Genomic DNA, 25,128 nt, shown 5'->3' on the forward strand with positions numbered 1-25,128 from the left:
CGCTGTGGCGGGGCGAGCTCTCGGGAGAAGGACGGCGCCGGCTCACGGGCGCCTCGCCGACGGGGCGCGACGCGGGTTGCGAGAACCGGCGGAGGATCGGCGCGGTCCGGAGATCCGGACGCGGAAGCGGCTCGTGCGTCTCATGGTGCCCTGTGCCGGGCCGCGCGAGCGCGGCGCGCGTGACGGGAACGGCACCGGATGCGGAGCGCGCAAAACGCCGCGCACGGACGGGACCTGCAGGAAGGCAGGTTGCGCCCGGCGATCCGATACACGCCGTTGACGGGAGGATGCCGGGTATCATGGGCCTCGGAGGATCGTCAACGCACAAGCTTGGCGCTGCCGCGCCGAACGATCTGAACCCGGCAAGGTTAACCGAAGGTTTTTTCCGCACCGGAATCTTCGGCGCGGCGTGCTGCGGCGCGGGCGCGGCGCCGGGCCGATAAGGCGTTGAGGACGCAGGGCTTATCGGGATGTGGATCAGCCGGCCTATAAGCCGGGTTCTGTAGGGCCGGAGCGCTCGCGCGCGCCGACGTGGCGGCCATTCCTCTGGGACGGTCGTTGCCGACCGCCTCGAGCAACCAACCCGGGCGACTGGCCTGGAGAGCCGGCCTGCCCTTCTCGCGAAGGGCGCGCCGCCCCTATTCGGTCTTGCTCCCGGTGGGGTTTGCCGTGCCGTCCGCGTTGCCGCGTCCGCGGTGCGCTCTTACCGCACCCTTTCACCCTGACCCCGGACGGATCCGGGGCGGTCTGCTTTCTGTGGCACTGTCCCTGGGGTCGCCCCCGCCGGATGTTATCCGGCACCGTCTCTCCATGGAGCCCGGACTTTCCTCCCCGGACGCTCGCGCGTCCGGAGCGGCCGCCCGGCCGGCTGATCCGCGGGCAGATGCGCCCGCGGGGCCGTCCGGGTCAAGGGAGTCGACCCGCGCTACCAGGTGCCGGTGTTCTCCATGGACGTCCACGGCTCCTGCGGCGCTTTGGCGCCGCCCTTCTGGAGGATCTCGATGGAGATGCCGTCCGGCGACTTCACGAAGGCCATGTAGCCGTCGCGCGGCGGGCGGTTGATGGTCACGCCCTTCTCCTGCAGCCGCGCGCAGAAGGCGTAGATGTCGTCTACCTGATAGGCGAGATGGCCGAAGTTGCGCCCGCCCGAGTAGGTTTCCGGATCCCAATTGTAGGTCAGCTCGATGAGCGGGGATCGTGTGGCCGTGGCCCGCTCGACGTCGCCGGGGGCGGCCAGGAACACGAGGGTGAAGCGCCCCTTCTCGTTCTCGACGCGGCGGACCTCCTTCAGGCCGAACGTGTCGACGTAGAAGGCGAGGGCCCGGTCGAGGTCGGCGACCCGGACCATGGTGTGCAGGTATTCCATCGGACCTATCCTGTGGCTGGTCGGAGGTGGATCGTGCGTCCTGTTCGGGACGCGCGTCCCGCCTCCGGCTGATCGCCACCGCTAGCTAGCGGCCGGCCCGGCGGTGAGAAGGCCGCGCGCGCCGGACGGGCCATAAATCGACCCTGGCGCTCCTGCGTCCCGTGACGATCCGGCGTCCGGCGCGAGGGAGGCTACCGCAAAAAGACGACCGCGGACGCGTCCGTTGCCGCGGCCGGCCGCCAGCGCCGGGCGATGCGGCGCGGTGATCGGATCGGTTTGACGCGCGAAGGCTGTCCCGACGGCGCGCTGTCTCTCCGGGGCCGTTTCGGCGGCTCCGATCGTTGCGCCGCGCGCGCCGAGGGACCAGAACGGGCCCATCCCGCACCCGGAGTGAGCCGAATGCGCACCGAGACGCCGCCGCTGATCCGCCTCGAGGAATACCGGCCCAGCGACTACCTGATCGATCGGGTCGACCTCGACATCCGTCTCGACCCGCACGCGACCCGCATCGACGCGACCTTGACGCTGCGGCCGAACCCGGCCTGTGTGCCGGCGGCTCCGCTCACCCTCGACGGCGACGATCTCCGGCTGGTCTCGGCCGAACTCGACGGGGCGCCGCTGGCGCCCGACGCCTACGCGGCGACGCCGTCCGGCTTCATCCTCCGCGATCCGCCTCCGCGGCCCTTCGCGCTGCGCCTCGTCACGGAGGTGGATCCGACCGCCAACACCAAGCTGATGGGGCTCTACCGCTCGAACGGGGTCTACTGCACCCAGTGCGAGGCGGACGGCTTCCGGCGGATCACCTACTTCCTCGATCGTCCCGACGTGCTGGCGGTCTACACCACGCGCATCGAGGCCGACCGGACCGAGGCGCCCGTCCTGCTCGGCAACGGCAATCCCGTCGAGGCCGGCGATGCCGGGCCCGGCCGCCACTACGCCCTCTGGCACGATCCGCACCCCAAGCCCGCCTACCTGTTCGCCCTCGTGGGCGGCCGGCTCGGGAAGGTCGAGACCCCCTTCACCACGATGGAGGGCCGCACCGTCAGCTGCGCGGTCTACGTCGAGCCCGGCAAGGAGGACCGGGCGGGCTACGCCCTGGACGCCGTCATCCGCTCCATGGCCTGGGACGAGACGGCCTTCGGCCGCGCCTACGACCTCGACGTGTTCAACGTCGTCGCGGTGTCCGACTTCAACATGGGCGCCATGGAGAACAAGGGCCTCAACATCTTCAACGACAAGTACGTGCTGGCCAGCCCCGAGACCGCCACCGACGGCGATTACGCCGCCATCGAGGCGATCATTGCCCACGAGTACTTCCACAACTGGTCCGGCAACCGCGTCACCTGCCGGGACTGGTTCCAGCTCTGCCTGAAGGAGGGTCTCACGGTCTTCCGCGACCAGGAATTCTCCTCCGACATGCGCTCCAGGCCGGTGCATCGCATCGCCGAGGTGCGCTCGCTGCGGGCGCGTCAGTTCCCCGAGGATGCCGGGCCGCTGCGGCATCCGGTGCGGCCGCGGGCCTATGCCGAGATCAACAACTTCTACACGGCGACCGTCTACGACAAGGGCGCCGAGATCGTCCGGATGCTGCGGACCCTGATCGGTCCCGAGGCCTTCCGGGCCGGCATGGACCGCTACTTCGCCGACAACGACGGGCGCGCCGCCACCGTGGAGGATTTCCTCGCGGCCTTCGCGGCCGTGACGGGGCACGACCTCGATGCGTTCGCCCGCTGGTACGAGCGCCCCGGTACGCCCCGCCTCGCCGTCACGGCCGCCTACGATCCGGCCGCCGCGCGTTACACCCTCCATTTCGCTCAGAGCCTGCCCGGCACCGCAGACTCCGACGAGACACCCCTGGTCATTCCCGTGGCCCTCGGCCTGGTGGGGGCCACGGGGCCACTGACCGGCGCCAACTGCCCGGATGTGCGGGATGGCGTCTATGTGCTCGACCGCCCGGAGGCCGCGATCGTGTTCGACGCCGTCGCCGAGGAGCCGGTCCCGTCGCTCCTGCGCGACTTCTCCGCGCCGGTGAAGCTCGATCTCGGCCTGACGGATGCGCAGCGGATGCGGCTCCTGGCACAGGACAGCGACCCCTTCAATCGCTGGCAGGCCGCGCAGGACGTGGCGCTGCGGCTGATCCTCGACCCGGACGCCGACCGGACCGAGGCCTTCGCGGCGGCGCTCGGCCGCTTCCTCGACGGCGAGGCCCTGGCCGACCCGGCCTTCGCGGCGCTGGTCCTGGCGCTGCCGAGCGAAGGCGAGGCCGCCGACGCCGTCCCGGCCGAGGTCGATCCCGACGCCATCCACCGGGGGCGTTCCGATCTGCGGACCCGTCTCGGCCAGGTCCTGCGGCCGCGGCTCGAAGCGATCGACGCGGCGCTCGTGCCGGACGCGGGTGTCCCTTACAGCCCCGACGCCGCCTCGGCGGGGCGCCGGTCGCTCCGCAACGCCGCCCTCGACCTGATCGCCGCCGGGGATCCCCGGACCGGCGCGGCCCGCGCCGCCGAGCGCCTGGCCGAGGCGACCAACATGACCGACCGGCTCGCCGCCCTCGGCACCCTGGCGCTGATTCCGGGCGAGACCCGCGAGGTTGCCCTCGCGGAGTTCGCAACGCGCTACGCCGACGAACCCCTCGTGCTCGACAAGTGGTTTGCCATCCAGGCCCAGATCCCGGAACCCGGCACGCTCGACCGGATCGCCCGTCTCCAGGAGCACCCCGCCTTCACCATGACCAATCCGAACCGCGTCCGGGCGCTGATCGGAAGCTTCGCGTTCGGCAACCCGACCCAGTTCGCCCGGCCGGACGGGTCGGGCTTCGCCCGCGTGGCCGACACGGTCGCGGCGCTTGATTCGACCAACCCACAGGTTGCCGCGCGGCTCCTCACGGCCTTCAAATCATGGCGTCGGCTGGAAAAATCACGCGGCGCCAAAGCGGTCGAAATGCTGAATGGGATCAAGGCGATCCCCGGCCTTTCCCGGGACACGGCCGACATCCTCGCCCGCACCCTTGGAGACGGCTAAGCGTCTGAACCTGCGGTAGAAATTGATTCCCGGGCGGCCGCGCAACACCCGACGGGCGTCAAGTCGTTATGGTAAAAAACCCGTGGACAAACGGCCCCCCGAGGTGATTGTATTCACTCAGATTCGGGGGGCCTTCGGGGGCCGGGCGCCCGTACCGGATCGCTGTTCCCACGGGTGAGGTTCGGCCATGCCGGAGGCGGCTTCCGCTTCCTTCTCCGCGCGTGCGGATTCGAATCTCACGATCTCCTGGCCGATGCGGACCCGGGATCCGCGGCTCGGCCAAGCCGAACGCTGGCTGCGCTACGCCGTGCCGGGGACGCTGGCGGTGTTCCTGGCCTGCCTCGTCGGGCTCGCGGCGCTTCACATCCAGGGCCAGCGGGCCGAGATCCTGGCGGGTGCCCGGGCCGAGGTCGAAGGCTTCGCCCGTCTGGCCGCCCGGGCGGTGGACCCAACCGGTACCGTCGCGGAGGACCTGCGGGCGCTGATGCCGGAGAGCGAACGGCATCCCGGCCGCCGCCTGCTGGTGGTCCGCCCCGACACCCGCATTCTCGCCGCCCATCCGCCGCTGCCCGCCGACCGGACGACGCTCGCCGCCGTCCTCGGCGACAGCGAGCCGCTCTCCGGCCTCGGCGAGCGCGCAGGCGCCATGGCCCTCGAACTCCCCGGGGGCGAGAGCGTGCTCGCTGCCATGCACAGCCTCCCGGGCGGCGCGGGCCAGGTGGCGGTGCTGCAGCCCATCGAGCCGCTGCTGCGTGGCTGGAGCGCCCGCACCCGCGACCAGATCGTCCTGATCGCCGCCGCCGCCCTCGTGATCGTCGGCGTCGGACTGGCCTACGGGCTGCAGACCCGTCAGGCGGCCCGGGCCGACCGCGCCCGCGAGCAGATCCGCGGTCGCCTCGAGACCGCCCTGCGCCGGGGTGCCTGTGGGCTGTGGGACTGGGACATCGCCCGGGGCCGGATCTACTGGTCCGACTCGATGTACACGCTGCTCGGCTACCGGCGACAAAACGAGTATCTCTCGTTCGGCGACGTCAACGGCTTGGTCCATCCCGATGATGGCGACCTGTACAGCCTCGCCCGGGGGCTCGCCGCCAATCAGACGCATATCGACCACGCCTTCCGGATGCGCGGCGCCGACGGGGCCTATGTCTGGCTGCGTGCCCGGGCCGAGGTCGTGGCCGACGCCGCCGATGGTGGCCGCCACCTCGTCGGCATCGCCACCGACATCAGCGAACAGCGGGCCCTCGAAGAGACCAACGCGGCGGCCGACATGCGCCTGCGCGACGCCGTCGAGGCGATCTCGGAGGCGTTCGTGCTCTGGGATACCGGCAATCGGCTGGTCCTGTGCAATTCCAAGTTCCGCCACCTCCACGCCTTGAGCCCGGAGGATGCGCAGGCCGGGCGAAGCTACACGGACGTGATGGGTCGCGGCGTGCTGCCTCAGGTCCGTCGGGAATCACCCGAGGCGGGCATGGCGTTGACCAGCATGGCGGCCCGGACCTTCGAGGCCGAACTCACCGATGGCCGCTGGCTGCAGATCAGCGAACGGCGCACCAAGGATGGGGGCTACGTCTCGGTTGGGACCGATATCACCAGCCTGAAGCGCAATCAGGAGCAGCTCCTCGCGTCCGAGCGCGAACTGATCGAGACCGTGAAGGACCTCAAACGGTCCCGCCGGACCCTCGAGCTTCAGACCCAGCAGCTCGCCGACCTCGCCGAGCGCTATCTCGACCAGAAGGCAGTCGCCGAGGCCGCGAACCAGGCCAAGGCCGAATTCCTGGCCAATATGAGCCACGAACTGCGCACGCCGCTCAACGCCATCATCGGCTTTGCCGACGTGATGGAGAATGCCGTGCTCGGCCCGCTCGGCACCCCGCGCTACACCGAATATTGCCGCGACATCCGCGAGAGCGGCTCGCATCTGCTGTCCATGATCGACGACATCCTCGACATGGCCCGCCTCGAGGCCCGGCGGGTGCGGCTGATCCCGAAGGCGATCTCGGCGGAGGCCGCCATCACGGCTGCGCTCGCCCCGGTCGAGCCGGCCGCCCGCGAGAAGGCGATCACCGTCAGCGTCGACGTGACGTCCGGGCTGGACCTGCTGGCCGATCCGCAGGCGATCCGGCAGATCCTCGCCAACCTCCTGCAGAACGCCGTGAAGTTCACGCCGGCCGGCGGGCGCGTCGCGGTGCGCGCGCGCCGTGCCGGGGCGTGCACGCATCTGTACATCGAGGACAACGGCATCGGCATTCCGCGCTCCGATCTCGACCGGCTCGGCCGGCCCTTCACCCAGGTCGAGACGCAGATGACCCGCAGCCACAAGGGATCGGGTTTGGGCCTCGCCATCACCCGCTCGATGGTCGAGCTGCATGGCGGCTCGCTCCGGATCCGCTCGGAGGAAACGGTGGGCACGATCGTCCTCGTGCGCCTGCCGGCCGTGCCGGCCGACCGTTTGGATCCGCCGGTCCCCCTCGCGGCGGCCGGCCCCGGGTTGAAGACCCTGAGTGAGACGCCGCGGTCGGGTCGCGGCGCGGCCGGCCGATCTGCCGCGGCCTGACCGCACCCTCTCACGACCGCGAATCGAGACCGCCGAGGCGCGCGCGGCGCCCCTGTTCCACGTGCCAGCGCGCGTCCGCCACGGCCCGCGCCAGGCTCCGGATGCGCCATTGGCGATAGAGGGACAGGACAGGGTTGCGACCTAGCCCGGCTTGATGTCGGCTCAGGCGTCGCAGCAGGTCCGGCAGTTGCGCCGAAGCCGCGTCGCCGGTGGCGATGTCGATCGCCCTCAGTTCCGCCCGGAGCCCCGCTTTCCAGTCGTCCATGATGCCTCCTCCGCGCTGATCGCCCGGCGCGACCGGGCTGCGGTTCCGAGCGGCCCGGCTGCCGGTCCTCCCGCGGCATGGCCACCCGGCGCCAAACCCCAGGGCCGGTCCGGTGGTCGCCCGGCAGGTGATCCGTGCGGCGGACCGGAAATGGAGAATACGACCGATGCGGTCGCGGGCAACGCGCAGTTCGCCCTGGCGCCCTGGCTCGGACACGCCGCCGGGCCGGCCTGCGCGCGGAGCACGGGCGCCGTCACCGGCCTTCCCGGGGCGGATGACCGGAGATCGCGCTCGCAAATCTCCCCAGGGCGCCCGTGGGTGCGACCTGCGCCGCGCCGATCTAGCGCCGCCGCAGCGCCCGCTTGGCGGCGGCGCGCGCGTCGCGCTCGAATCGGGCGAGCCGGACGCGCCGCTCTAGGGAGATCACCTGCCGACCGGGCGGAACGGCGATGACCTCGGCGATCGGGGTCCGGTCGCGGTAGAGGCTTTCCAGAGCCGAACCGTCCAACGTCGCCGAGTCGAGGCGTTCGGCGAAGCCGGTCTCGTGGCAGGCCCGCATGATCTCGGCTTCCAGCAGGAGGCCCGGGGCGTGGCTGCGCAGGCCTTCGTCGTAGGCGGTCTTCAGCAGGGTCGCGGTGCCGCCGGTGACCAGGGCCAGGCTGACGGCAATCGGCCGCCCGTCGAGGGTCAGCGCATCGGCCCGGACGCCGACCGGGCCCGGGGTCGCCGTGAACAGGGCGCGGGCGAGCGCGGCGCTCTCCGGGCGGCAGGCCATGGCGGTGCCGGCCTTTCCCTTCCAGCCGACGCGCTCCAGGTCGAGAAATGCCGCAACGAGGTGGGCGAGGTCCGGTCCGCTCGCGGCGCTCACATGGGCGACGGCGCCGGTCTCTGCCAGACGGCGCGCCCGGCGACGCAGATCCTTGAAGCGCGCCCGGTTGGGATGATCGGCGAGGAACGCCGCTTGGTCGGCGCGCCGGTCCATGACCGGCCGGTCGAAGGCCGCCACCGTGCCGATCGCCCAGCCGCGCCGGCGCATTTCCGCCAGCATGTCCGGCACGGCGCCTTCTCCGGTCGGCAGCAGAGGCCAGCGCCACGCCCGGCCACCGGAAGCCGCCTCGAGCCCGGCCACCAGCGCCCGCGCATGGGCCGTCCGGTCCGGGCCGTCGGCGATCAGCGGCGCGGTGGCGGTCACGTAGGGGGAGAGGAACGGCCGCAGGATCCGGCTGCCGAGACCGCACAGGTCGCGGGTCGGCGCATACGGCAGCAGCGCCACGAGCCGGTCTCCCTGGCGGACCGTGACATAGCGCAGAGCGGCCGACAGGAGTCCTGCGGCCCGATGGGCATCGATCACGTGCCGCGCGAAATGCGGATGCGGGGCGGTGCTCGCTGCGACCAGCGCATCCCAGGCGACGGGATCCGGTGCGTCGGTCAGCGCGAACGCGACGTCGGAGGGCGCGCGGAGGGGGTTCGCCGCGGTCATCGGGCCATCCCGGTGGCCCAGACCGGGGTCGCCAGCCCGTGGATCCGCCCGGCGGCCCGGGCCAGAAGGGCGGCCCGGCCCATGGTCGCGAGCGCCACCGCCATGGCGGCGCCGAGCGTCCCGAAGGCCGGAACCAGGGCGAGGCACAGACCTGCGGCGGCGACGAGGCTCCCCACGGTGATGCCGGCACAGAGCCGCTCGCCGCCCAGCATGGTGAGGAGGTCCTCTCCCGGCCCGAACAGGCTCGCTCCGACGCTGCCGGCGATCAGGATGCACAGGATCGGCACGCTGGCGCCGAGTCCCGGGCCGAACATGGCGAGCAGCAGGGGGCTGACGGCCAGGATCGCGCCGCCGACCACGAGCGTCGCGGCTGCCGTCATGCGGCCCTGGCGGCGGACCAGCTCGGCGAGCAGGAAGCGGTTGGCCTGTGCCTGGGCGGCGCTGTAGCGCTGGAGCGTCGCCGCGCTGACGGCGTAGTGGACGAACACGACGAATTGCTGGATCCGCGTCGCCGCGAAGTAGACCCCGACCTCCGCCGGGCTCACCAGGGCACCGAGCACGATGACGTCGACGAAGGTGAAGCCGGCATTGGCGAGGTCGATGGCGGCGATCGGCAGGCTCGTCCCCAGCCAAGCCCGCCACCGGTAGCGGTGCGGCCCGGCCGGCAGACTCCGCCGAAGCCGCGCGGCGAGCAGGGCAGCCTGCAGGCCCGTGGCGCCGGCGGCGGCGATCAGCATGCAGGCCATCGCCACCTCGGCGCGGGGCGGCGCGCCGAGCAGGATCGCCGCGATCATGCAGCCCATCATCAGGGTCTGGCGCAGGAGGTAGGGCGGCGCGATGGCGAGCCCGACCCAGTTCTGGCTGCGGGCCACGCCCTCGAGGTAATCCTGGAGCGCGAAGAGCGGCATCACGCCGAGCGCGACCGCGATCGGGGCCCAGTAGGCCGGGGCGAACAGGTCCGGTTCGAGCATCAGCAGGGCCGCACCGAGCCCCGCGATGGCGAGGGCCGCACCGCCGGTCACCAGGGCGCCGGCCCGGATATAGCCCCGCGCGAGGTCGAGATCGCCCTGCGCCTGATCGCCCGGCACGAAGCGGCAGGCGCCCTGCGACAGGCCAAGGGTCAGGGTATGGCCGAGCATCGCGGTCCAGACCCAGACCGAGGCGAAGATCCCGTAGGCGTCCCAGCCCATCATCCGGGCCGCGAGCACCTGCGCGCCGTAGGCGAAGCCGGCTGCCCCCACGCGGATCGCGAAGACCGCGAGGGCCGCCCGCTGGGGACCGGTCTTCAGAGCCCGGAGGTGCCGGAACGCGCGGAGAGGGAGAGCCGTGGCTGACACTACGCGCTCCGCGCCCGTCCTGAACTCGGCGGGAGGCCGATCTCTGGCCGTCCGGTCTAGCCCGGGGCGCGTTGCGGCTCGGTTAAGGGCGGCTGGGCCGGGGCCGCCTTGGGTTCCTTCGGCGTCTCGGTCCGCATCAGGGAGGTTGCGATCGTCAGGGCGACATGCTCGGCCATGCACCGCAACCCGAGATCGTTGAGCCGGAACTGGCGGCCGAGCATGTGCCCCTCGCCCTTATCCGTGCGGCTCGACAGGTAATGCAGCGCCTCGTAGCGTCGCACGAGCGGCACGCCCTGCTGGGTCGCGACGGTGCGGACCGCCTCGACGATCCGGTTGTAGTCGACGTCGGCGGCCATGCTGGCGGTATAGATCGGGTCGACCAGCACCACGTCGATTTCGTGAGAGCGGATCCAGCCGACGGCCTCGGCCAGCGCGCTCGCGAAGGCGTCGACGTCGACGCGGGCGATGGCATCGTGTGTGCCGACCTGCCAGACCACGAGGTCGGGCTCGGCCTCGGCCACCATGGTCCGCAGGCGCTCGGCGGCCCCGGAGGCGATCTCGCCCGGAAGGCCGCGATGGTCGATCGTCACGTCGACCTTCGGCAGAGCGTGCTCCAGGGCGGCTTCGAGCTTGGCCGGATAGGAGGCGGACGCCCCGGGCGCCGCGCTGCCGCCGATCGCCAGGATCTTGAGCGGGCGATTCTCCGCCAGCGCCGCCTTGACGGCGCCGAGCTGGGCCACGGTGTACAATTGTGCGCCGGGAACCCGGCACTCCAAGGAGAGGGTTGGATCGCCCGGGGCTGGAATGGTGGGCTGCTCCGCCGCGGCCGATCCGCCCGGAATGCCCCACAGGCTGGCCGTCAGGATCCAGGTGGCCAGCGCCGGGGCGAGCCCGCCGGCGGCACCGGTCCGGACGGCCCGGGATGGGCGTACAGGATACCCCGCCCGCATCATGTCCGCGGTCGCGACGATCTGCTGCGGCTGCGCCATTCGACGAACCATGCCGTAAACCCCAGCCCGACGAGGCCCGAGCCGGCGACCAGCATATCGATCGGCACGCCGCCGCCAGTCTGGAAACGCACGAGCTGCCCGATCAGGCTCAGGATCGAACCCATCGAGAAGACAGCCAGCGAGTTCCGGCCCATCTGAGTTAGATAACCGACAATGCGACCGATTCGGGGGGCGAGTACCCTGTAAAGGGGCGCAAACGCTAACAATACCCCCAAGAAATGAAGCAGCCGGGCCGGTGTGAGGTAGGTCTTCTCGAACGTGAAGAGCAGGCGCGGCTCCGGAACGAGCATCGGATCAGGGCGGATCTCCGTCACCGCGAGCAGGATCCCGAGGAGAACGATGACGACGCCCATCGGAAACAGGCGTCTCGCCCAGCGGCGCAGGATATCAGAGCGCAGGTTCCAGCCCTGAAGCACGAAGCCGAGTACGAGCAGAAGCTGCCAGCAGAACGGATCGAAGAACCAGTCCCCTTCCCCCGGCCAGGATGGAAGGTTCCAGCCGAAGATGAGGCTGGCGAGATACACGCCCACGGAGAGCGCCAGGGCCGCGAGCAGGCTGACGCGCCCGACGAGCACGAAGACGGGCGCGATACCGATCAGCAGCACGTAGAGCGGAAGGATGTTGAAGTAGCCGAGCTGGTAGGTCAGCAGCGCCATGCCGCAGACCGATTGGATCGGGTCCGCAAAGAAGCCGCCGGCATTGTGCCATTCGAGGATGAGCGGGTTGTCGAGCAGCAGCGCCGCGCCCGCGATGATCGCCAGCGCCAGCAGCATGACGGTGAGCTGCGCCCGGTAGACCTCGACGGTGCGGGCCAGCAGCCGCACCACGCTCCGTCCGGGCGGCTCGGGGTTGCCGTCGCGACCCCGTGTGGCGATGCCGATCGACCAGCCCGCGAGGAACACGAACAGCTCGGCCGCGTCCGAGATGCCGTATTGCGAGAAGGTGTAGCGCTCGAAGGTGTTGCCGGGGATGTGGTTGATGAAGATCGTGATCAGGGCGAAGCCGCGCCAGAAGTCGATCGCGTTGGGGTCCCGCATCGTCGCGGCGGCTCCGGGTTTCGACGCTTCAGAATGTCGGCTGCGGGAACGCGGCTCCTGATACGGCGCCGCATCGGTTCTGCAAAGGCGAACAAAGGTAGGGATCGGCCCGTGGGGTCGAACCGGATGGTCACACCCGCGTTATGGCCCGGCACGGAGTTCCAGACAGATGACCCGACCGCTCACCACCCTCGGCCTCGCGATCTTCCTGCCAATCCTGGCGGCCAGCGCCGCGGCGGCGCAGGCTCAGACCGGCACCGGCGGCGGTCCCGCCTCGACGGCGACCGCGCCGAACACCTCCTCCCTCGGCCGTGTGATGCCGCCGAGCCGGGGGGCCGGCGCGGCGACGCCCGACGACCGGCGCACGCTCACGCCGAACGAGGCGCAGAACGATCGGATCATGCGGGGCATCTGCATCGGATGCGCTCCGAAATAGGAGGCGCATCCGACCGAGGGCACGCCGGCTACTTGCCGCGACGCAGCCGCAGGTCGTCCTCGCTCTCGCGGGCGAGGCGCAGCAGGTTCTGGCCGTAGGCGGTCTTGGCAAACATCTCGCCCCGGGCCACGAGCTGGTCGCGGGAGATGAAGTGCTGGAGGTAGGCGATCTCCTCCAGGCAGGCGACCTGCAGGCCCTGGCGGTGCTGCAGGGTGCGGACGAACTCGCTCGCCTCCAGCAGGCTGTCGTGGGTCCCGGTGTCGAGCCACGCATAGCCGCGCGACATGCGCTCCACGTGCAGTTGCCCGCGTTGCAGGTAGGCCTCGTTGACGCTGGTGATCTCCAGCTCGCCGCGGGCCGAGGGCTTCACGTCGGCGGCGATGTCGAGCACCTGATTGTCGTAGAAGTACAGGCCGGTCACCGCCCAGGTGGATTCCGGGTTCTGCGGCTTCTCGACGATCTTGGTCGGTCGGCCCGCCTTGTCGAGGTTGACCACGCCGTAAGCCTGCGGGTTGTCGACGTGGTAGGCGAAGACGGTCGCGCCCTGCTTGCGCGCGGCGGCGCGATCCAGGAGTTCGCCCATGCCGGCGCCGAAGAACAGGTTGTCGCCGAGGATCAGCGCCACGTCGTCGTCGCCCACGAAGTCGCGCCCGATCACGAAGGCCTGGGCGAGGCCTTCCGGCCGCGGCTGCAGCGCGTAGGAGAATTTCAGCCCGAACTGCTCGCCGGTGCCGAACAGGCGCTTGTAATTGTCGAGGTGCTCCGGCGACGAGATGATCAGGATCTCGCGGATGCCGGCCAGCATCAGCACCGAGACCGGGTAGTAGATCATCGGCTTGTCGTAGACCGGCAGGAGCTGCTTGTTGATCGACAGCGTGGCCGGGTGCAGGCGCGTGCCGGATCCGCCGGCCAGAACGATGCCCTTCATGGCTTGGAAACTCCCTCTGAAACCGGCCCGACGAGCCGGTCCAGTATATCGTCGAGCGCCGCCTGCCAGGCCCGCGGCGCGATGCCGTAAGCGGCCGTGAGGCTGTCGGTGGACAGGCGCGAATTGGCCGGCCTCCGGGCCGGTGTCGGATAGGCGGAAGTCGGGATGCCCTTGACCGGCACCGAGCGGCCGCCGCGGCGGGCCGAGCCCGCCACGATCGCCTCGGCGAAGCCGCACCATGTGGTGTCGCCGGCGTTCACGCAGTGAAACGTGCCGGTGGGAGCGTCCGCATCCCCGGCCATGCGCTGCGCGATCGTCGCGAGGGCGGCGGCGAGGTCGGCGGCCGAGGTCGGGCAGCCGTGCTGGTCGTCGACGACGGTCAGGGCATCGCGCTCGGCCGCGAGCCGCAGCATCGTCTTGACGAAGTTGCCCCTGTGCGGGCTCACCACCCAGGCGGTGCGGACGACGGCGTGGCGCGGATTGCCGGTGCGCACCGCCAGCTCGCCGGCGGCCTTGCTGGCGCCGTAGACGCTCTGCGGGTCGATCGGTGCGTCGGGCGCGTAGGCCCCGTGGGGCTTCGTGCCGGCGAAGACGTAGTCGGTCGAGACGTGGACCAGCGGGATGGATTGCGACGCCGTGGCGGCCGCCAGGATCGCCGGCGCGAGCGCGTTGAGGCGCCACGCCGCGACCACATCGGACTCGGCCCTGTCGACGGCCGTGTAGGCGGCGGTGTTGATCACCGCCCGGTAGTCGCGCGCGGCGAGCGCCGCCGCGACGGCGTCCGCGTCGGTGATGTCGAGATCCGTACGGCCCGGTGCGTGCACGCGGACGCCGTCCGGCCAGGACAGGGCCTGCAGCTCGGTGCCGACCTGGCCCGCGCCGCCGAGGACGAGGATGTCCATCAGCCGTTCAGTCCCAGGCGCTCGCCCTTGTACCGGCCCTCACGGATCGGGCGCCACCAGCCCTCGTTGGCGAGGTACCAAGCGACGGTCTCCTCCAGCGCCTGCTCGAAGGTCTTCTGCGGGCGCCAGCCGAGTTCGGCCTCGGCCTTGGTGCAGTCGATGGCGTAGCGCCGGTCATGGCCCGGGCGGTCGGCCACGAAGCTGATCAGCTGCTCGTGCGGGGCGTTCTGCGGACGCAGCCGGTCGAAGGCCGCGCACAGCGCCTTCACCACCGCGAGGTTGTTGCGCACCGCCCGGCCGCCGAGCAGGTAGGTCTCGCCGATCCGGCCGCGCTCCAGCACGGCGACGAGGCCCTTGGCGTGATCCTCCACGTGGATCCAGTCGCGCTCGTTCAGGCCGTCGCCGTAGACCGGCAGCTTCTTCCCCTCCAGGGCTTTCAGGATCATCAGCGGGATCAGCTTCTCGGGGAAGTGCCGCGGCCCGTAATTGTTCGAGCAGTTGGTCACCAGCACCGGCAGGCCGTAGGTCTCGTGCCAGGCGCGGGCGAGGTGGTCGGAGGCCGCCTTCGAGGCCGAGTAGGGCGAGCGCGGATCGTAGCGGCTCTCCTCGGTGAAGAACGCGTCCGGCGGCAGCGAGCCGTAGACCTCGTCGGTGGAGACGTGGAGGAACCGGAAGCTCTTTTTGTCCGCCTCCGGCAGGGCTTCGTAATAGCCCCGCGCCCCATCCAGCATGGTCTGCGTGCCGATGACGTTGGTGCGCACGAAGGCGCCCGGATCGGTGATCGAGCGGTCGACGTGGCTCTCGGCGGCCAGATGCATCACCGCCTGCGGCTTGAAGTCGGCGAAGGCCTTCTGCACGGCGGCGCGGTCGCAGATGTCGGCCTCGACCAGGCGATGGCGCGGGTTGTCGGCGAGCGGCGTCAGCGAGACCGGGTTGGCCGCATAGGTCATCGCGTCGAGGGTGCAGACGTCGTGGCCGAGATCGTTGACGAGGTGCAGCACCAGCGCCGAGCCGATGAAGCCGCAGCCTCCGGTCACCAGGATGCGCATGGCGTGTCACCTCTTCGGATAGGTCAGAAACGGAATAGCCGGGCAGCGTAAGACTGGCCGGCGTGACGAAATTGCGGCCGGGCCGCGCGGCTCAGAAGACTTGGCCGAGATCGGCGAGGCGCGGGGCGCGGCGATCCTTGTCGGACAGGATCGCCGCCTCGCCCGAGACCGGCCACGGGATCCCGACTTCGGGATCGTTCCAGGCGAGCGCCCGGTCGTGCTCGGGGCTGTAGTATTCGTCGACCTTGTAGGCGACCATGACGTCGGGGGTCAGGGTGCAGAAGCCGTGGGCGAAGCCGTGCGGGATGTAGAGCTGATCGCCCGTCTCGGCGTCGAGGGTGACGGCGACGTATTTTCCGTAGGTCGGCGACCCGCTGCGGATGTCGACCGCGACGTCGAGGATCGCGCCCTGGAGCACGCGGATCAGCTTGGCCTGGGCCCTGGGCGCGATCTGGAAGTGTAGCCCGCGGATCGTGCCCTGCGGCGCCGAGAAGGACTGGTTGTCCTGTACGAACGGCGTTGTGATGCCGACCCGCGCCAGGGCGTCGGCCCGGAACGTCTCGGAGAACCAGCCCCGCGTATCGCCGAAGCGCTTCACCGCGATGCGCTTCACGTCCGGGATCTCGGTCTCGATGACGTCCATGCCAGCGCCCTTCTTGCGGATCCCGTCGCGAGGTCCAGCGGACGTCTCCGCATCGGTCGTTCGGGGCCGCGCGCCCGCCTTGCCGACCACAACCTCGGTGATGCCCCGCGACTTCCGGTCATTCGCCGTCCGTGTCAAGGCGTGCCCGCTGCGGTGGCGTGCGTGCGAGGAGCCGATGACGGCCGGACCGGGATCCGCGGTGGAGACCCTGCTGCGGGCCCAAATGGCCGATCCGGCCTGCACGTGGAGCCTCGGCAGCTACGGAGCCGGCGCCGTCTTCGCGCGGGACCCTGACGAGGCGGCCCGGCCCCTCGAGAATGGGGGGATCGGCATCGTCACGGCCCGGGGCGCCCTCGCCCTCGTGATTTCGCCGGATCTCAGGCCGTTCGCCTACGAGACCGGTTTCAACGACGGCTGGAGCCAAGCGGTCGCGCTCTGCCTCCCCGAAGCGGCCTGTGCCATGGGCGGGCGCACCGTACTGACCGAGCTGGGGCCCGATGCGGCGGCAATCCGGCCGCAGGACCGCGCCGCGTCCCTGTTCGACCTCGGCCTCGGCCTGCGCGCCGTGGATGCCTGCCTGCGGGTGGCCGATCCCGAAGGCATCCGTAGGCTTCGGGCGCTGGCGGGCCGGCCGCTCCTGGCGTCCGGCGATGCGGGAATCCTGCGGTCGCTCGCGGCGCACCCGGATCGGGTCTTCATCACGCGCTGCGGGCGCATCGAGGTCTTCGCCCCGGGGCCCGATCCGGCCGAAGCGGGGTCCGGACCGCAGAGCCACGTCCTGCCGCAGCTGCTGCGGCTCGGACGGACCCATGCGGCCACCGCGCCGATCCCGCAGGGCTGGGTGCCCTGCGGCGCGCTCCATCCGGCGCATCCGGCCCGGGACCGGCCCGGTCGGCCGATCCCGTTCGATGCCGGACGCCACGCGGCGTTCGCGCTGGTGCTCGACGCCTGGGGCGATCCCGCGCTGGTCGCCCTGCGCCGCACGATTCTGGCCGGGCAGGATCCCGACCCGTCGCACGTCGACGGACGGTTCGCCCGCCTGGTGGTCCGAGCGGCGCGCGCCCAGCGGAGGGCCATGGCCGGCTGAGCGGGACGTCACAGGTCCGGCGGCGCCGGCACGAAGGGCGGCGCCAGCTCGGGCTGGCCGCCGGCCGGCATCCACGCACCCCCGAGCGGATGGATCGGCGTGTCCGCCCGCAGGGCGCCCGAACGCGCCATGCCGACGAGCGCGGAGAGCGGGAACGGCCCCGTCACCGCGTCGCGATAGAGATAGAACCGCATCGCCGTCTCCTCCGGCGGGGCCCGCGGCGTCCGATCCACCAGGCGCAGCAGGGCGTCGGTCGCGAAGGCCGCCGGATCGACGGTCGGGAGGTGGCGCTCGGCCTCGCCCCGGGCGACCCCGAAGAAGGCCGCGACCTTGTCGAGGCCGGCCTGAGCGGCGGCTTCCTCGAAGTCCAGACTCCCGCGTGTGGCGAGCACGGCTCGACTCAGCGCCGAGTAGTTCAGCGAGAACAGGGCCGTCATGGCGGTGCGGTCCGGGCCCGGCGGCGCCTATTTGCGCATCTTGTGCAGGATGCGCGGCGACGTGCGCCCGGGAACCTGACCGTCCTGGTCGAAGGTCCCGATCGCGATCGTGCCCTCCGGCACGCGGATGGCGGCCGCCAGTGCCTCAACGAAGGGCCGGAATTGCGAGCCCTCGGCGCTCAGGAACGGCTCCATCCATCCGGAATCCTGAATGAGCACGAGCTGATGGGCGGCGGCCTGGACCGGGGGCGACCAGAGGACGAGCAGCGCGAGCGCCGCGCGGGTCAGAAGCGACCCTCATGCCGTCTGAAGCCGCAGCGCGTGGCAGCTGCGCCCGGACCGGGTCCAGAGGTACAGCGCGTTGTCGTGCAGGAGCGCGTCGGCGTCGCCGCGTGACGCCACCTCCAGGGTGATCGGAAGGCGGTGAAGGCCAACCCCGTGGGCGTGGTGCAGGACGTGGCCGATCACCGGTTCGCGGAGAGCGGCGCCCTTGAGGAATCCGGCGCGCGGAGCGTCGATGTCCAGGGCGAGGAGCACGGTATCGCGGGGCAAGGCCAGCAGCGGAACGAGGAGAGCGCCCGCATGCGCTCCGAGCGTGAGCGTCTCGGCCGGCGGCTGCCAGGGCAGGTCGAAGCGGTCCGCGCCCCATTAGGCGACGGGTCCGGCGGCGAGGCGCGGCCCGTCGAGGGGGCGGAGCGTCCGGTCCGGCGTCACTGCTGCGAGGTGGCAGCGACCCTCCAGGATGCCGAGCCGGTGGTGCTGGTCGGCCCGGTCGCGCCACGGCGCCTGCGCGGTGATCGGCGCGAAGCCGACCGGCCAAGCAACGAAAGCCGCGCCTGCGCCGCCAGACCGGAACGCGACGAACCCGTCGGGTCCAGTCCAGAACATGTCGCCCAGGCGGTTTGTCCAGGGACCTGAGAACCGGCTTCCGGACGCGGATCTGTCGAGGTCCAGCAGGGCGAGGGCATCCGAGCCGACCGTGCTGCGGTACAGGATGAGCCGCCCGTCCCGTTCGGCCAGGGCGAGGAGGTCGATCCCGTCCCAGCCCGGAGCGGAGAGAAAGCGCAGGCGCGGTAGGCCGACTTCGCCGGAGGCGAGGCGGAGACCGAGTTGCGGAAGTCCTGCCGAGACCAGCGCGTCGGCGGTGGTGTAGGCGATCCCCGCGGGAGACGCCGTCGGCGTGGTTCGCGGTGCAGCGGCGGGCAGACGGCCGAGGGGCAGGAACGTCCGGCCGTCCCAGGTGTCCAAGGCGCCCAGGTTTTCCTGAAACAGGTGGAGCGCGGCCGGGCGCCCGGCCCGGAGCAGCACCGGCACGCCGCTCGGCAGAGGAAGCTCGGTCAAGCTGCCGCGGTCGATCTCGAGCGTGGCCGGCTCCTCGGCGGTTGCGGGGTTGCGCAGGATCTCGCCGGTTGCCGGTGCGTGGGTGAAATGCGCTGGATAGGGGCGGGCTTGGGTGTCCCGCCGGATGCCGGGCTGGGCGATCCGCGCGCCATCCGCGGCGATGCGGATTCCGTTTATCTCGGCCGCCACCGGTACCCCGCCCCGGAAATGCCAGAGCTGACGGCCGGACAGGTTCGTCACATGCGGATCGGGATCGACCGGCCAGATCCCGTGGCATTCGGAAGCGTGCGCATTCCGCGCTGGCGCGGAGATGATCCGCGGCTGTGAGAAAGATCCATCGGCGCTCAACGGCCCTGTTCCGCAGCTGAAACACAGGGCTGATCGTTTCCGATTCTCCGCGCGATGGGAAGAGCACTGTCGAGCGGCGTGCCCCGTCTTGCGCTGATCTTGTCAGGGAATGCCGATGATCTTGTGGGTTTGCAGCGACAGCCGCCAGCGGGCATCGCGGCGGCAATAGGCGATCGCCGCCTCCGTGCTGGCGGCGCGGTCCGGCCCGTCCATGGGCTGGAGGAAGCGGTGCTGGAATGCGAACCCGACGAAAGCCGCCGGATCGGCGTCCGCCTGCGGATAGACGAGCTTCAGTTCATGGCCGGAGGTCTGCGCCAGGGCGTTGCTTCCCTTGGGGCTGACGCAGATCCAGTCGATACCGGGCGGCGCGGGCAAAGTCCCATTGGTTTCGATCGCGATCTCGAACCCGGCCGCGTGGACGGCCTCGATCAGGGGCGTGTCGAGCTGGAGCAGCGGCTCGCCGCCGGTGAAGACGACGTAGCGGTTCTCGGCGCCTCCCGCCCAGGTGGCGGCGATCGCGTCGGCGAGCGCCGCCGCATCCGTGAAGCGGCCGCCGCCCTCCCCGTCCATCCCGATGAAATCCGTGTCGCAGAATCGGCAGGCCGCTGACGCGCGGTCGGCTTCGCGACCGGACCACAGGTTGCAGCCGGCGAAGCGGCAGAACACGGCGGCGCGGCCGGCCTGGGCGCCCTCACCCTGAAGTGTGTGGAAAATCTCCTTGACCGCGTAAGCCACAACTGTCCCAGTCACGTCCGCGCGCGGTCCGCTCCGCGCTCTGACTGCACATAAGCCGTGCCTGGCCGGTGGGCCACCGACAACCGCGCCGAGCAGACTCGCGGTGCGATCTCGCCTTGCTCTTGCCATGGTGGACTCGTTCATGCCGAGATGCAGTCCGGCGACCGCTTTCGGCCGGCCGGGTTGCGCCGCTCTCCGGCTGGCCGGCCGGAAAACCGACGCCCCGCGGCGTCGACCAGGCGATCCTCTGATGAGTCGGGCTCGAATGTCCTCTTCTCTCTACCGACGCGTCACCGTCGGGTTTGCGGCGCTGACGGGTCTGCTCGGGGCGGGCCTGATCGGGATCGGCGCCGCGAATGCCGTGACGGTGCCGATCCTCGTGGCGGACGTGGATTCCGGCAAGGTGATCTACGCGCAGGCGCCGACCGATCCCTGGTATCCGGCCTCGATCACCAAGCTGATGACCACCTACGTCGCCCTGGATCTCGTGCGGCAGGGCAAGGTCTCGCTCGACTCGATGATCACCATCTCGGCCGCCGCCGCCGCCGAGCCGCCCTCGAAGATGGGCTTCAAGCCGGGGACACAGCTCACCCTCGACAACGCCCTGAAGATCATCATGGTCAAGTCGGCGAACGACGTCGCCTACGCGATCGGCGAGTCGCTCGGCGGCACCGTCGACAACTTCGCCGCACTGATGAACGAGACCGCCCAGCGGATCGGCATGCATGACAGCCGCTGGTACAATCCCAACGGCTTGCCCGACCCGCGGCAATGGACCTCCGCCCGCGACATGGCGGTTCTCGCCCGGTCTCTGATCCGCGATTTCCCGGATTCCCACGACCTGTTCTCGATTTCGGCGATCCAGTTCGGCCGCGCCGTGATGGCGAACCACAACGGGCTGCTCGGACGCTATCCCGGCACGGATGGCATGAAGACCGGCTTCATCTGCTCGGGCGGCTTCAACGTGGTGGCGACCGCCACGCGTAACGGTCGGCGGATCGTCACCATCGTGATGGGGCAGCCGAGCCCGCGCGAGCGCGACGTGAAGGCCGCCGACCTGTTCGACTACGCCTTCGGCCAGAGCGCCGGCTGGACGAGCCCGACCCTCGACGCGCTCCCGGCCTCGGCCTTGTCCGCGCCGCCGGACATGCGCCCCTTCATCTGCGGCGGCAAGAAGCCACCGGCCATCGAGGACGGGGCCGGCGCGCTGAGCGCCCCCGGTTCCGCCGCGCAGCTGATCGGCGGCTCGGCGGCGAATTCGCCGGCGCTGGCGCTGGCCGCCTTCTCCAATCCTGCCCTGCGGGCCCGCTCCCTGCCGCCGCGGGCGCCGCTTCAGCCGATCGCCGTCTGGATCGGCCGCAACCCGGCCGAAGGCCAGAACATCCTCGACGCGCAGGAGGCCGAGCAGAAGGCCGCCGCCGCCAACACCCGCGCCGCCAAGCTCGAGGCCGCCAAGGCCAAGCGCGCGGCGGCCCTTGAGGCAGCCAAGCAGGCCCAGGCGGCCCGGCTCGAACGCGCCCAGGCCGCGAAGGCCGCCGCCAAGACGGCCCCGAAGGTCGCCGCGAAGCCGGGTCACGGCGTGCCGCGGAACGCGAGCGCCTACACGGCCGACGAGACGCCCGGGATGCCCGAGGCCAAGCCCGGCAAGGGCCTGACCAAGTCCGCGCCGAAGGCCGCCGCCCACAAGTCCGGGTCGACCAAGGGCGAGACCAAGCCCGATGCCAAGTCCGATGCCAAGGCGGCGGCCAAGGCGCCGGCCAGGAAGCCGGCCGCCAAGAAGGCCGCGGCGGACGAGTAGGCCATCGCGGGTGTCCGGCGTGGCGCCGCGTTGCCGCGGAGCCCGACGCACCCCACTTCGCCGCCTATGTCAGACACCATCGTGCCCGCTCCGGACCCGCGTCGCCCGGAGCCCATCCCGCTGACCGTGCTCACCGGCTTCCTCGGCGCCGGAAAGACCACCCTGCTGAACCGGCTGCTGCGCGATCCCGCGCTCGCCGACACGGTGGTGATCGTCAACGAGTTCGGCGAGATCGGCCTGGATCACCTGCTCATCGAGACCGTCGACGAGGACATGATCCTTCTCGGCGCCGGCTGCCTGTGCTGCACGGTGCGGGGCGACCTGATCGCCACCCTCGAGGATCTGCTGCGCAAGCGCGACAACGGCCGGATACGGCCGTTCCGGCGCGTGGTGATCGAGACGACGGGCCTCGCCGATCCGGCACCGATCCTCCACGCCTTGATCTACCATCCCTATCTGGTGCTCCGATACCGCCTCCAGGCCGTGGTGACTCTGGTGGATGCGCTGACCGGCGCCGAGACCCTCGACGCCCATCCGGAGGCCCTGCGGCAGGCCGCGGTCGCCGATCGGATCGTGCTGACCAAGACCGATCTCGCGGGCGACCTGTCGGGCATCCGCGCACGCTTGGCGGCGCTCAACCCGGCCGCCCCGATCGTCGCGCCGGACGCCCCCGCGGAGGCGCTCCTCGGGGGTCTGTTCGGTCTCGACGGCAAGGCGGCCGACGTGCGTGCCTGGCTCGGCGATGCGGCGCTGGCGCAGGATCGCCACCACGCCGACGTGAACCGCCACGACGCCGCGATCCAGGCGATCTGCCTGACCAGCCCGGCGCCCGTGCCGCGCCCCGCCTTCGAGATGTTCATGGACCTCCTGCGCTCCGGCCACGGTCCGAAGCTGCTGCGTCTCAAGGGCATCGTCGCCCTTGCCGACGATCCCGAGCGCCCGCTCGTCGTCCACGGCGTTCAGCACGTGTTCCACGCGCCGATCACGCTGCCGGCTTGGCCTGATCCAGACCACACCTCGCGGCTCGTGCTGATCCTGCGCGATCTCGATCCCGCCTTCGTGCGCCAGCTCTGGGACGCCTTCTTGGGCCGTCCCCGGATCGACGCGCCGGACGCCGCGGCGCTCACCAACAACCCCCTGGCGATCCCCGGCCCCTGACGCCGGCGGGCGGCACCATCCTTGAAGCCATCGAGCCGAATGGCGCCCCTGAGGCGCCGGATCGTCCCGGATCGGGACGGATCGTCGACAGGCAGGACACGCGATGGTGCGACGCTTCACCGTGATACAGGGCGGCCTGTCCGAGCGGGCGGACGACACGGCAATTCCGGATGCCGGAGCCGGTCCGCAGGCCGAGACGTGGCGGGTCGATCTCCAGCGGCCCGGTGCCGTGGATGCGGCGGCGGTCGCCGCCTGGCGGGCCATGCTGGTGCGCAATGCCGTCAGCGATCCGCTCCGCGACCCGGATCATCTCCTGCCGCTGGCCCAGCATCGTCCGGCGGCGCGTTCCGTCGCCGTCGCCCTGGCCTGGAGCCGGGATGCGCGCGACGGCCGCGAGACGCTGCGCGGGGTCGTCCCGCTGGCGATGCCCCATTCGGTCTGGGGCGGCCGGGCCCGGCCCTGGCAGCCCGCGGAGCCTGACGCCGCAGCCCTGGTGGAGCACGCAGCCGCCGAGGCCGTGGACCGGGCCTTGCGGGAACGGCTCGGGGCGCTGCGCCGCCCGCTCCGCCTGGTCGGTGAGTCGGCGCCCGTACAGGATCAGGGACCGCGGCGTCCCATCCTGGCGGCGAGCCGTCCGGCGCGACCGCGTTCGGTTCCGGCCGGGAACCTGATCGGCATCCGCCCGGCAGGCTGGGAGCCCGCGGAGTCCGAGATTCTGGCCGTGACCGAACCAGCCGCCGTCCGCGATGCGGTCGAGACCTTCCTCGCCCTCGACGCCCGGACGGCCGCGCGGCCGATCATCGCCGACCCGGCCGAGGCATCGCTGGTCCGGGTGGTCACCCGGCTGTTCGCCCGTCGCGGCGCGCTGCAGGTCGAGTTCCGGCGCCGGGCCGGCGCAGTCGTGTCCGGAACGCTCCACCTCTGCGCCGGCTCCAATGCGGTACCCTGGCGGCGGGCCCGGGCCTGAGCGGTCAATCCGCCGCGCGCAGGGAGCCTGTCGCGGGAGGCGTCGGAACCCTAGCTGGCGCCCATGACCCGCGACCTGACCCATGGCATTCGATCCGCTCCGCGCCGGAAGGCCGCCGCGGGACCGGCGTCTGAAGCCGGTCAGGCGGGAGACGCCGCCACGGTGGCCGCGGTCCTCGCGCGTCTCGCGGGCAGGGATCCGGATCCGAAGGCCGGATTCGACCGCACCGACCCGTTCCGCCTTCTCGTGACCGTGCTGCTCTCGGCCCAGTCCACCGGACCGACCGTTTCGCGGGTCGCAGAGGCATTGTTCGCCGAGGTCCGCGACCCCGCCGGCATGGTGGCGCTCGGGGAAGCCCGGATCGTCGAGATCATCCGGCCGGTCGGGCTCGGGCCATCCAAGGCGCGCAACATCGTCAAGCTGTCGGCGGCCTTGGTGGCGGATTACGGCGGCGGCGTCCCGCGCAGCGCCGCGGAGATGCGCCGCCTCCCGGGGATCGGCCGCAAGAGCGCGGAGGTGACGGCGAACTTCGCCTTCCACGAGCCGGTGATCGCGGTCGACACCCATGTCTTCCGGGTCTCGAACCGGATCCCTCTGGCCCCGGGCCCGACGGTCGACGCGGTGGCCGACGGCCTCGCCCGGAGCGTGCCGGAAGGCTTCAAGGACAATGCCCATGTCTGGCTGTTCCGACACGGGCGCGACATCTGCACCGCCCGGAAGCCTGCCTGCCCCCGATGTCCCGTCTCCGACCTGTGCGCCTGGCCGGGCCGATCGACGGCCTAGCCGCTACTCGTCTTCGCCGAAGCGGTTGGCGAGCAGGGCCTCGATGGCGTCGAGACAGTCTTCCGCATCCGGGCCCACGGCCGTGACGGCGATGCGTGTGCCCATGGCGGCCCCCAGCGTCAGCAGGCCCATGATGGAGCGTCCGCCCACGGTCTCCCCCGCCCGGGTCACCGTCACGGCGGCGTCGTAGCGTTCAACGGTCTGGACGAACTTCGCGGATGCGCGGGCATGGAGGCCCCGCCTGTTGATGATCGGGAGCTTGCGGAGAAGGCCGCCCTCCGGAACCGGCGGATCGTCATCCGTCTCGAAAAGCTCGTCCATCGTCCGTCGTGTTTCCCGCCCGATCGGCGGCCCTGGCGGCCGCCTGTGCCGAACCTAAACCATTGACCGGGCGTGTCGATCCCGCAGCCTTGCTGAGGACGCGCAAGCCGGTCCTGTGGATC

At 71.3% G+C, this 25,128-nt stretch carries 24 protein-coding genes and 1 other RNA gene; 8 read left to right on the forward strand and 17 right to left on the reverse strand.

Going from position 1 to position 25,128, the window contains the following annotated elements:
* Window positions 1-473: 473 nt before the first annotated feature.
* Window positions 474-872, reverse strand: an RNA gene (gene rnpB / locus BM396_RS15245) — RNase P RNA component class A.
* Between the two features lie 53 nt (window positions 873-925).
* Window positions 926-1,366 (reverse strand): VOC family protein, encoded by a 441-nt coding sequence (locus BM396_RS15250; RefSeq protein WP_043350719.1) that lies wholly within the window; start codon window positions 1,364-1,366, stop codon window positions 926-928.
* A gap of 399 nt (window positions 1,367-1,765) precedes the next feature.
* Between BM396_RS15250 and pepN the strand changes: the two genes are divergently transcribed.
* Window positions 1,766-4,387 (forward strand): aminopeptidase N, encoded by a 2,622-nt coding sequence (pepN, locus tag BM396_RS15255; protein ID WP_043384263.1) that lies wholly within the window; start codon window positions 1,766-1,768, stop codon window positions 4,385-4,387.
* Window positions 4,388-4,574: 187 nt separating this feature from the next.
* On the forward strand, window positions 4,575-6,944 hold the full coding sequence (locus BM396_RS15260) for a PAS domain-containing sensor histidine kinase (RefSeq protein WP_043384266.1): 2,370 nt from the start codon (window positions 4,575-4,577) through the stop codon (window positions 6,942-6,944).
* 10 nt (window positions 6,945-6,954) lie between these two features.
* Here the strand turns inward: BM396_RS15260 and BM396_RS15265 are convergent, their stop codons facing one another.
* From BM396_RS15265 to BM396_RS15285, 5 genes are all read right to left on the reverse strand, one after another.
* Entirely contained in the window at window positions 6,955-7,209 is a 255-nt protein-coding gene (locus BM396_RS15265) for a hypothetical protein (protein ID WP_043350706.1), read from the reverse strand.
* A 340-nt stretch (window positions 7,210-7,549) separates the two neighbouring features.
* Window positions 7,550-8,689 (reverse strand): GNAT family N-acetyltransferase, encoded by a 1,140-nt coding sequence (locus tag BM396_RS15270; protein WP_043384272.1) that lies wholly within the window; start codon window positions 8,687-8,689, stop codon window positions 7,550-7,552.
* A complete protein-coding gene (locus BM396_RS15275; RefSeq protein ID WP_043384274.1) occupies window positions 8,686-10,026 on the reverse strand; it encodes a lipopolysaccharide biosynthesis protein in 1,341 nt (446 codons plus the stop codon). The genes BM396_RS15270 and BM396_RS15275 overlap by 4 nt, the downstream gene beginning before the upstream one ends.
* Before the next feature lie 56 nt (window positions 10,027-10,082).
* On the reverse strand, window positions 10,083-11,015 hold the full coding sequence (locus tag BM396_RS15280) for an SGNH/GDSL hydrolase family protein (protein ID WP_051976117.1): 933 nt from the start codon (window positions 11,013-11,015) through the stop codon (window positions 10,083-10,085).
* A complete protein-coding gene (locus BM396_RS15285; protein ID WP_043350697.1) occupies window positions 10,976-12,073 on the reverse strand; it encodes an OpgC family protein in 1,098 nt (365 codons plus the stop codon). The genes BM396_RS15280 and BM396_RS15285 overlap by 40 nt, the downstream gene beginning before the upstream one ends.
* A 169-nt stretch (window positions 12,074-12,242) precedes the next feature.
* Here BM396_RS15285 and BM396_RS15290 point away from each other — a divergent pair, with 169 nt between their 5' ends.
* Window positions 12,243-12,509, forward strand: a complete 267-nt coding sequence (locus BM396_RS15290) for a hypothetical protein (RefSeq protein ID WP_051044598.1) — start codon at window positions 12,243-12,245, stop codon at window positions 12,507-12,509.
* Window positions 12,510-12,537: 28 nt separating this feature from the next.
* Here the strand turns inward: BM396_RS15290 and rfbA are convergent, their stop codons facing one another.
* From rfbA to rfbC, 4 genes are all read right to left on the reverse strand, one after another.
* The gene (gene rfbA, locus BM396_RS15295) at window positions 12,538-13,437 is read right to left on the reverse strand and encodes a glucose-1-phosphate thymidylyltransferase RfbA (protein ID WP_043384277.1); all 900 of its coding nucleotides are present in this window, start codon (window positions 13,435-13,437) and stop codon (window positions 12,538-12,540) included.
* Complete coding sequence (rfbD, locus tag BM396_RS15300) at window positions 13,434-14,339, reverse strand: dTDP-4-dehydrorhamnose reductase (protein ID WP_043384281.1); 906 nt, start codon at window positions 14,337-14,339, stop codon at window positions 13,434-13,436. Before rfbD ends, rfbA begins: the two co-directional genes overlap by 4 nt.
* A complete protein-coding gene (rfbB, locus tag BM396_RS15305) occupies window positions 14,339-15,388 on the reverse strand; it encodes a dTDP-glucose 4,6-dehydratase (RefSeq protein WP_043384284.1) in 1,050 nt (349 codons plus the stop codon). Before rfbB ends, rfbD begins: the two co-directional genes overlap by 1 nt.
* 91 nt (window positions 15,389-15,479) lie before the next feature.
* Complete coding sequence (gene rfbC / locus BM396_RS15310; protein WP_043345777.1) at window positions 15,480-16,031, reverse strand: dTDP-4-dehydrorhamnose 3,5-epimerase; 552 nt, start codon at window positions 16,029-16,031, stop codon at window positions 15,480-15,482.
* A 175-nt stretch (window positions 16,032-16,206) separates the two neighbouring features.
* On the opposite strand from rfbC, the gene BM396_RS15315 reads away from it, so the two are divergent.
* Window positions 16,207-17,118: a DUF6925 family protein gene (locus BM396_RS15315; RefSeq protein ID WP_043384287.1), complete on the forward strand. Its 912-nt coding sequence runs from the start codon at window positions 16,207-16,209 to the stop codon at window positions 17,116-17,118.
* An 8-nt stretch (window positions 17,119-17,126) separates the two neighbouring features.
* Here the strand turns inward: BM396_RS15315 and BM396_RS15320 are convergent, their stop codons facing one another.
* The 5 genes from BM396_RS15320 to queE all read right to left on the reverse strand — a co-directional run bounded on the left by BM396_RS15320 (window position 17,127) and on the right by queE (window position 19,979).
* The gene (locus BM396_RS15320) at window positions 17,127-17,555 is read right to left on the reverse strand and encodes a DUF4339 domain-containing protein (RefSeq protein WP_043384290.1); all 429 of its coding nucleotides are present in this window, start codon (window positions 17,553-17,555) and stop codon (window positions 17,127-17,129) included.
* Between the two features lie 27 nt (window positions 17,556-17,582).
* Window positions 17,583-17,750 (reverse strand): hypothetical protein, encoded by a 168-nt coding sequence (locus tag BM396_RS32800; RefSeq protein WP_158498453.1) that lies wholly within the window; start codon window positions 17,748-17,750, stop codon window positions 17,583-17,585.
* Between the two features lie 102 nt (window positions 17,751-17,852).
* A complete protein-coding gene (locus tag BM396_RS33335; RefSeq protein ID WP_051976118.1) occupies window positions 17,853-18,107 on the reverse strand; it encodes a hypothetical protein in 255 nt (84 codons plus the stop codon).
* A 96-nt stretch (window positions 18,108-18,203) separates the two neighbouring features.
* On the reverse strand, window positions 18,204-19,136 hold the full coding sequence (locus tag BM396_RS15325) for a hypothetical protein (protein ID WP_244538879.1): 933 nt from the start codon (window positions 19,134-19,136) through the stop codon (window positions 18,204-18,206).
* A gap of 210 nt (window positions 19,137-19,346) precedes the next feature.
* Window positions 19,347-19,979 (reverse strand): 7-carboxy-7-deazaguanine synthase, encoded by a 633-nt coding sequence (queE, locus tag BM396_RS15330; RefSeq protein ID WP_043384293.1) that lies wholly within the window; start codon window positions 19,977-19,979, stop codon window positions 19,347-19,349.
* Window positions 19,980-20,244: 265 nt separating this feature from the next.
* Here queE and BM396_RS15335 point away from each other — a divergent pair, with 265 nt between their 5' ends.
* The 4 genes from BM396_RS15335 (at window position 20,245) to nth (ending at window position 24,685) form a co-directional block, all read left to right on the forward strand.
* A complete protein-coding gene (locus BM396_RS15335; protein WP_051976120.1) occupies window positions 20,245-21,777 on the forward strand; it encodes a D-alanyl-D-alanine carboxypeptidase family protein in 1,533 nt (510 codons plus the stop codon).
* Window positions 21,778-21,843: 66 nt separating this feature from the next.
* A complete protein-coding gene (locus tag BM396_RS15340) occupies window positions 21,844-22,935 on the forward strand; it encodes a CobW family GTP-binding protein (protein ID WP_043384296.1) in 1,092 nt (363 codons plus the stop codon).
* Window positions 22,936-23,038: 103 nt separating this feature from the next.
* Window positions 23,039-23,902, forward strand: a complete 864-nt coding sequence (locus BM396_RS15345) for a hypothetical protein (protein ID WP_043384299.1) — start codon at window positions 23,039-23,041, stop codon at window positions 23,900-23,902.
* A gap of 162 nt (window positions 23,903-24,064) precedes the next feature.
* On the forward strand, window positions 24,065-24,685 hold the full coding sequence (gene nth / locus BM396_RS15350; RefSeq protein WP_244538880.1) for an endonuclease III domain-containing protein: 621 nt from the start codon (window positions 24,065-24,067) through the stop codon (window positions 24,683-24,685).
* Window positions 24,686-24,688: 3 nt separating this feature from the next.
* On the opposite strand, the gene BM396_RS15355 is transcribed toward nth, so the two are convergent.
* A complete protein-coding gene (locus tag BM396_RS15355; protein WP_043349643.1) occupies window positions 24,689-25,006 on the reverse strand; it encodes an HPr family phosphocarrier protein in 318 nt (105 codons plus the stop codon).
* Window positions 25,007-25,128 lie beyond the last annotated feature (122 nt).

Source organism: Methylobacterium sp. UNCCL125 (genome assembly GCF_900116795.1).
In the GTDB taxonomy this organism is placed as follows: Bacteria; Pseudomonadota; Alphaproteobacteria; order Rhizobiales; family Beijerinckiaceae; genus Methylobacterium; species Methylobacterium fujisawaense.

Bases quoted from the DNA above. Each gene is read 5' to 3' on its own strand.
- BM396_RS15250 (WP_043350719.1), bottom strand. From the start codon at position 1,366: ATGGAATACCTGCACACCATGGTCCGGGTCGCCGACCTCGACCGGGCC.
- BM396_RS15280 (WP_051976117.1), bottom strand. From the start codon at position 11,015: ATGGCGCAGCCGCAGCAGATCGTCGCGACCGCGGACATGATGCGGGCG.
- rfbB (WP_043384284.1), bottom strand. From the start codon at position 15,388: ATGCGCATCCTGGTGACCGGAGGCTGCGGCTTCATCGGCTCGGCGCTG.
- BM396_RS15270 (WP_043384272.1), bottom strand. From the start codon at position 8,689: ATGACCGCGGCGAACCCCCTCCGCGCGCCCTCCGACGTCGCGTTCGCG.
- BM396_RS15345 (WP_043384299.1), top strand. From the start codon at position 23,039: ATGGTGCGACGCTTCACCGTGATACAGGGCGGCCTGTCCGAGCGGGCG.
- BM396_RS15260 (WP_043384266.1), top strand. From the start codon at position 4,575: ATGCCGGAGGCGGCTTCCGCTTCCTTCTCCGCGCGTGCGGATTCGAAT.
- rfbD (WP_043384281.1), bottom strand. From the start codon at position 14,339: ATGGACATCCTCGTCCTCGGCGGCGCGGGCCAGGTCGGCACCGAGCTG.
- rfbC (WP_043345777.1), bottom strand. From the start codon at position 16,031: ATGGACGTCATCGAGACCGAGATCCCGGACGTGAAGCGCATCGCGGTG.
- pepN (WP_043384263.1), top strand. From the start codon at position 1,766: ATGCGCACCGAGACGCCGCCGCTGATCCGCCTCGAGGAATACCGGCCC.
- BM396_RS15340 (WP_043384296.1), top strand. From the start codon at position 21,844: ATGTCAGACACCATCGTGCCCGCTCCGGACCCGCGTCGCCCGGAGCCC.
- BM396_RS15265 (WP_043350706.1), bottom strand. From the start codon at position 7,209: ATGGACGACTGGAAAGCGGGGCTCCGGGCGGAACTGAGGGCGATCGAC.
- BM396_RS15320 (WP_043384290.1), bottom strand. From the start codon at position 17,555: ATGACGGCCCTGTTCTCGCTGAACTACTCGGCGCTGAGTCGAGCCGTG.
- BM396_RS15335 (WP_051976120.1), top strand. From the start codon at position 20,245: ATGTCCTCTTCTCTCTACCGACGCGTCACCGTCGGGTTTGCGGCGCTG.
- BM396_RS15315 (WP_043384287.1), top strand. From the start codon at position 16,207: ATGACGGCCGGACCGGGATCCGCGGTGGAGACCCTGCTGCGGGCCCAA.
- BM396_RS32800 (WP_158498453.1), bottom strand. From the start codon at position 17,750: ATGGAGCCGTTCCTGAGCGCCGAGGGCTCGCAATTCCGGCCCTTCGTT.
- rfbA (WP_043384277.1), bottom strand. From the start codon at position 13,437: ATGAAGGGCATCGTTCTGGCCGGCGGATCCGGCACGCGCCTGCACCCG.
- BM396_RS15355 (WP_043349643.1), bottom strand. From the start codon at position 25,006: ATGGACGAGCTTTTCGAGACGGATGACGATCCGCCGGTTCCGGAGGGC.
- BM396_RS15290 (WP_051044598.1), top strand. From the start codon at position 12,243: ATGACCCGACCGCTCACCACCCTCGGCCTCGCGATCTTCCTGCCAATC.
- BM396_RS15285 (WP_043350697.1), bottom strand. From the start codon at position 12,073: ATGCGGGACCCCAACGCGATCGACTTCTGGCGCGGCTTCGCCCTGATC.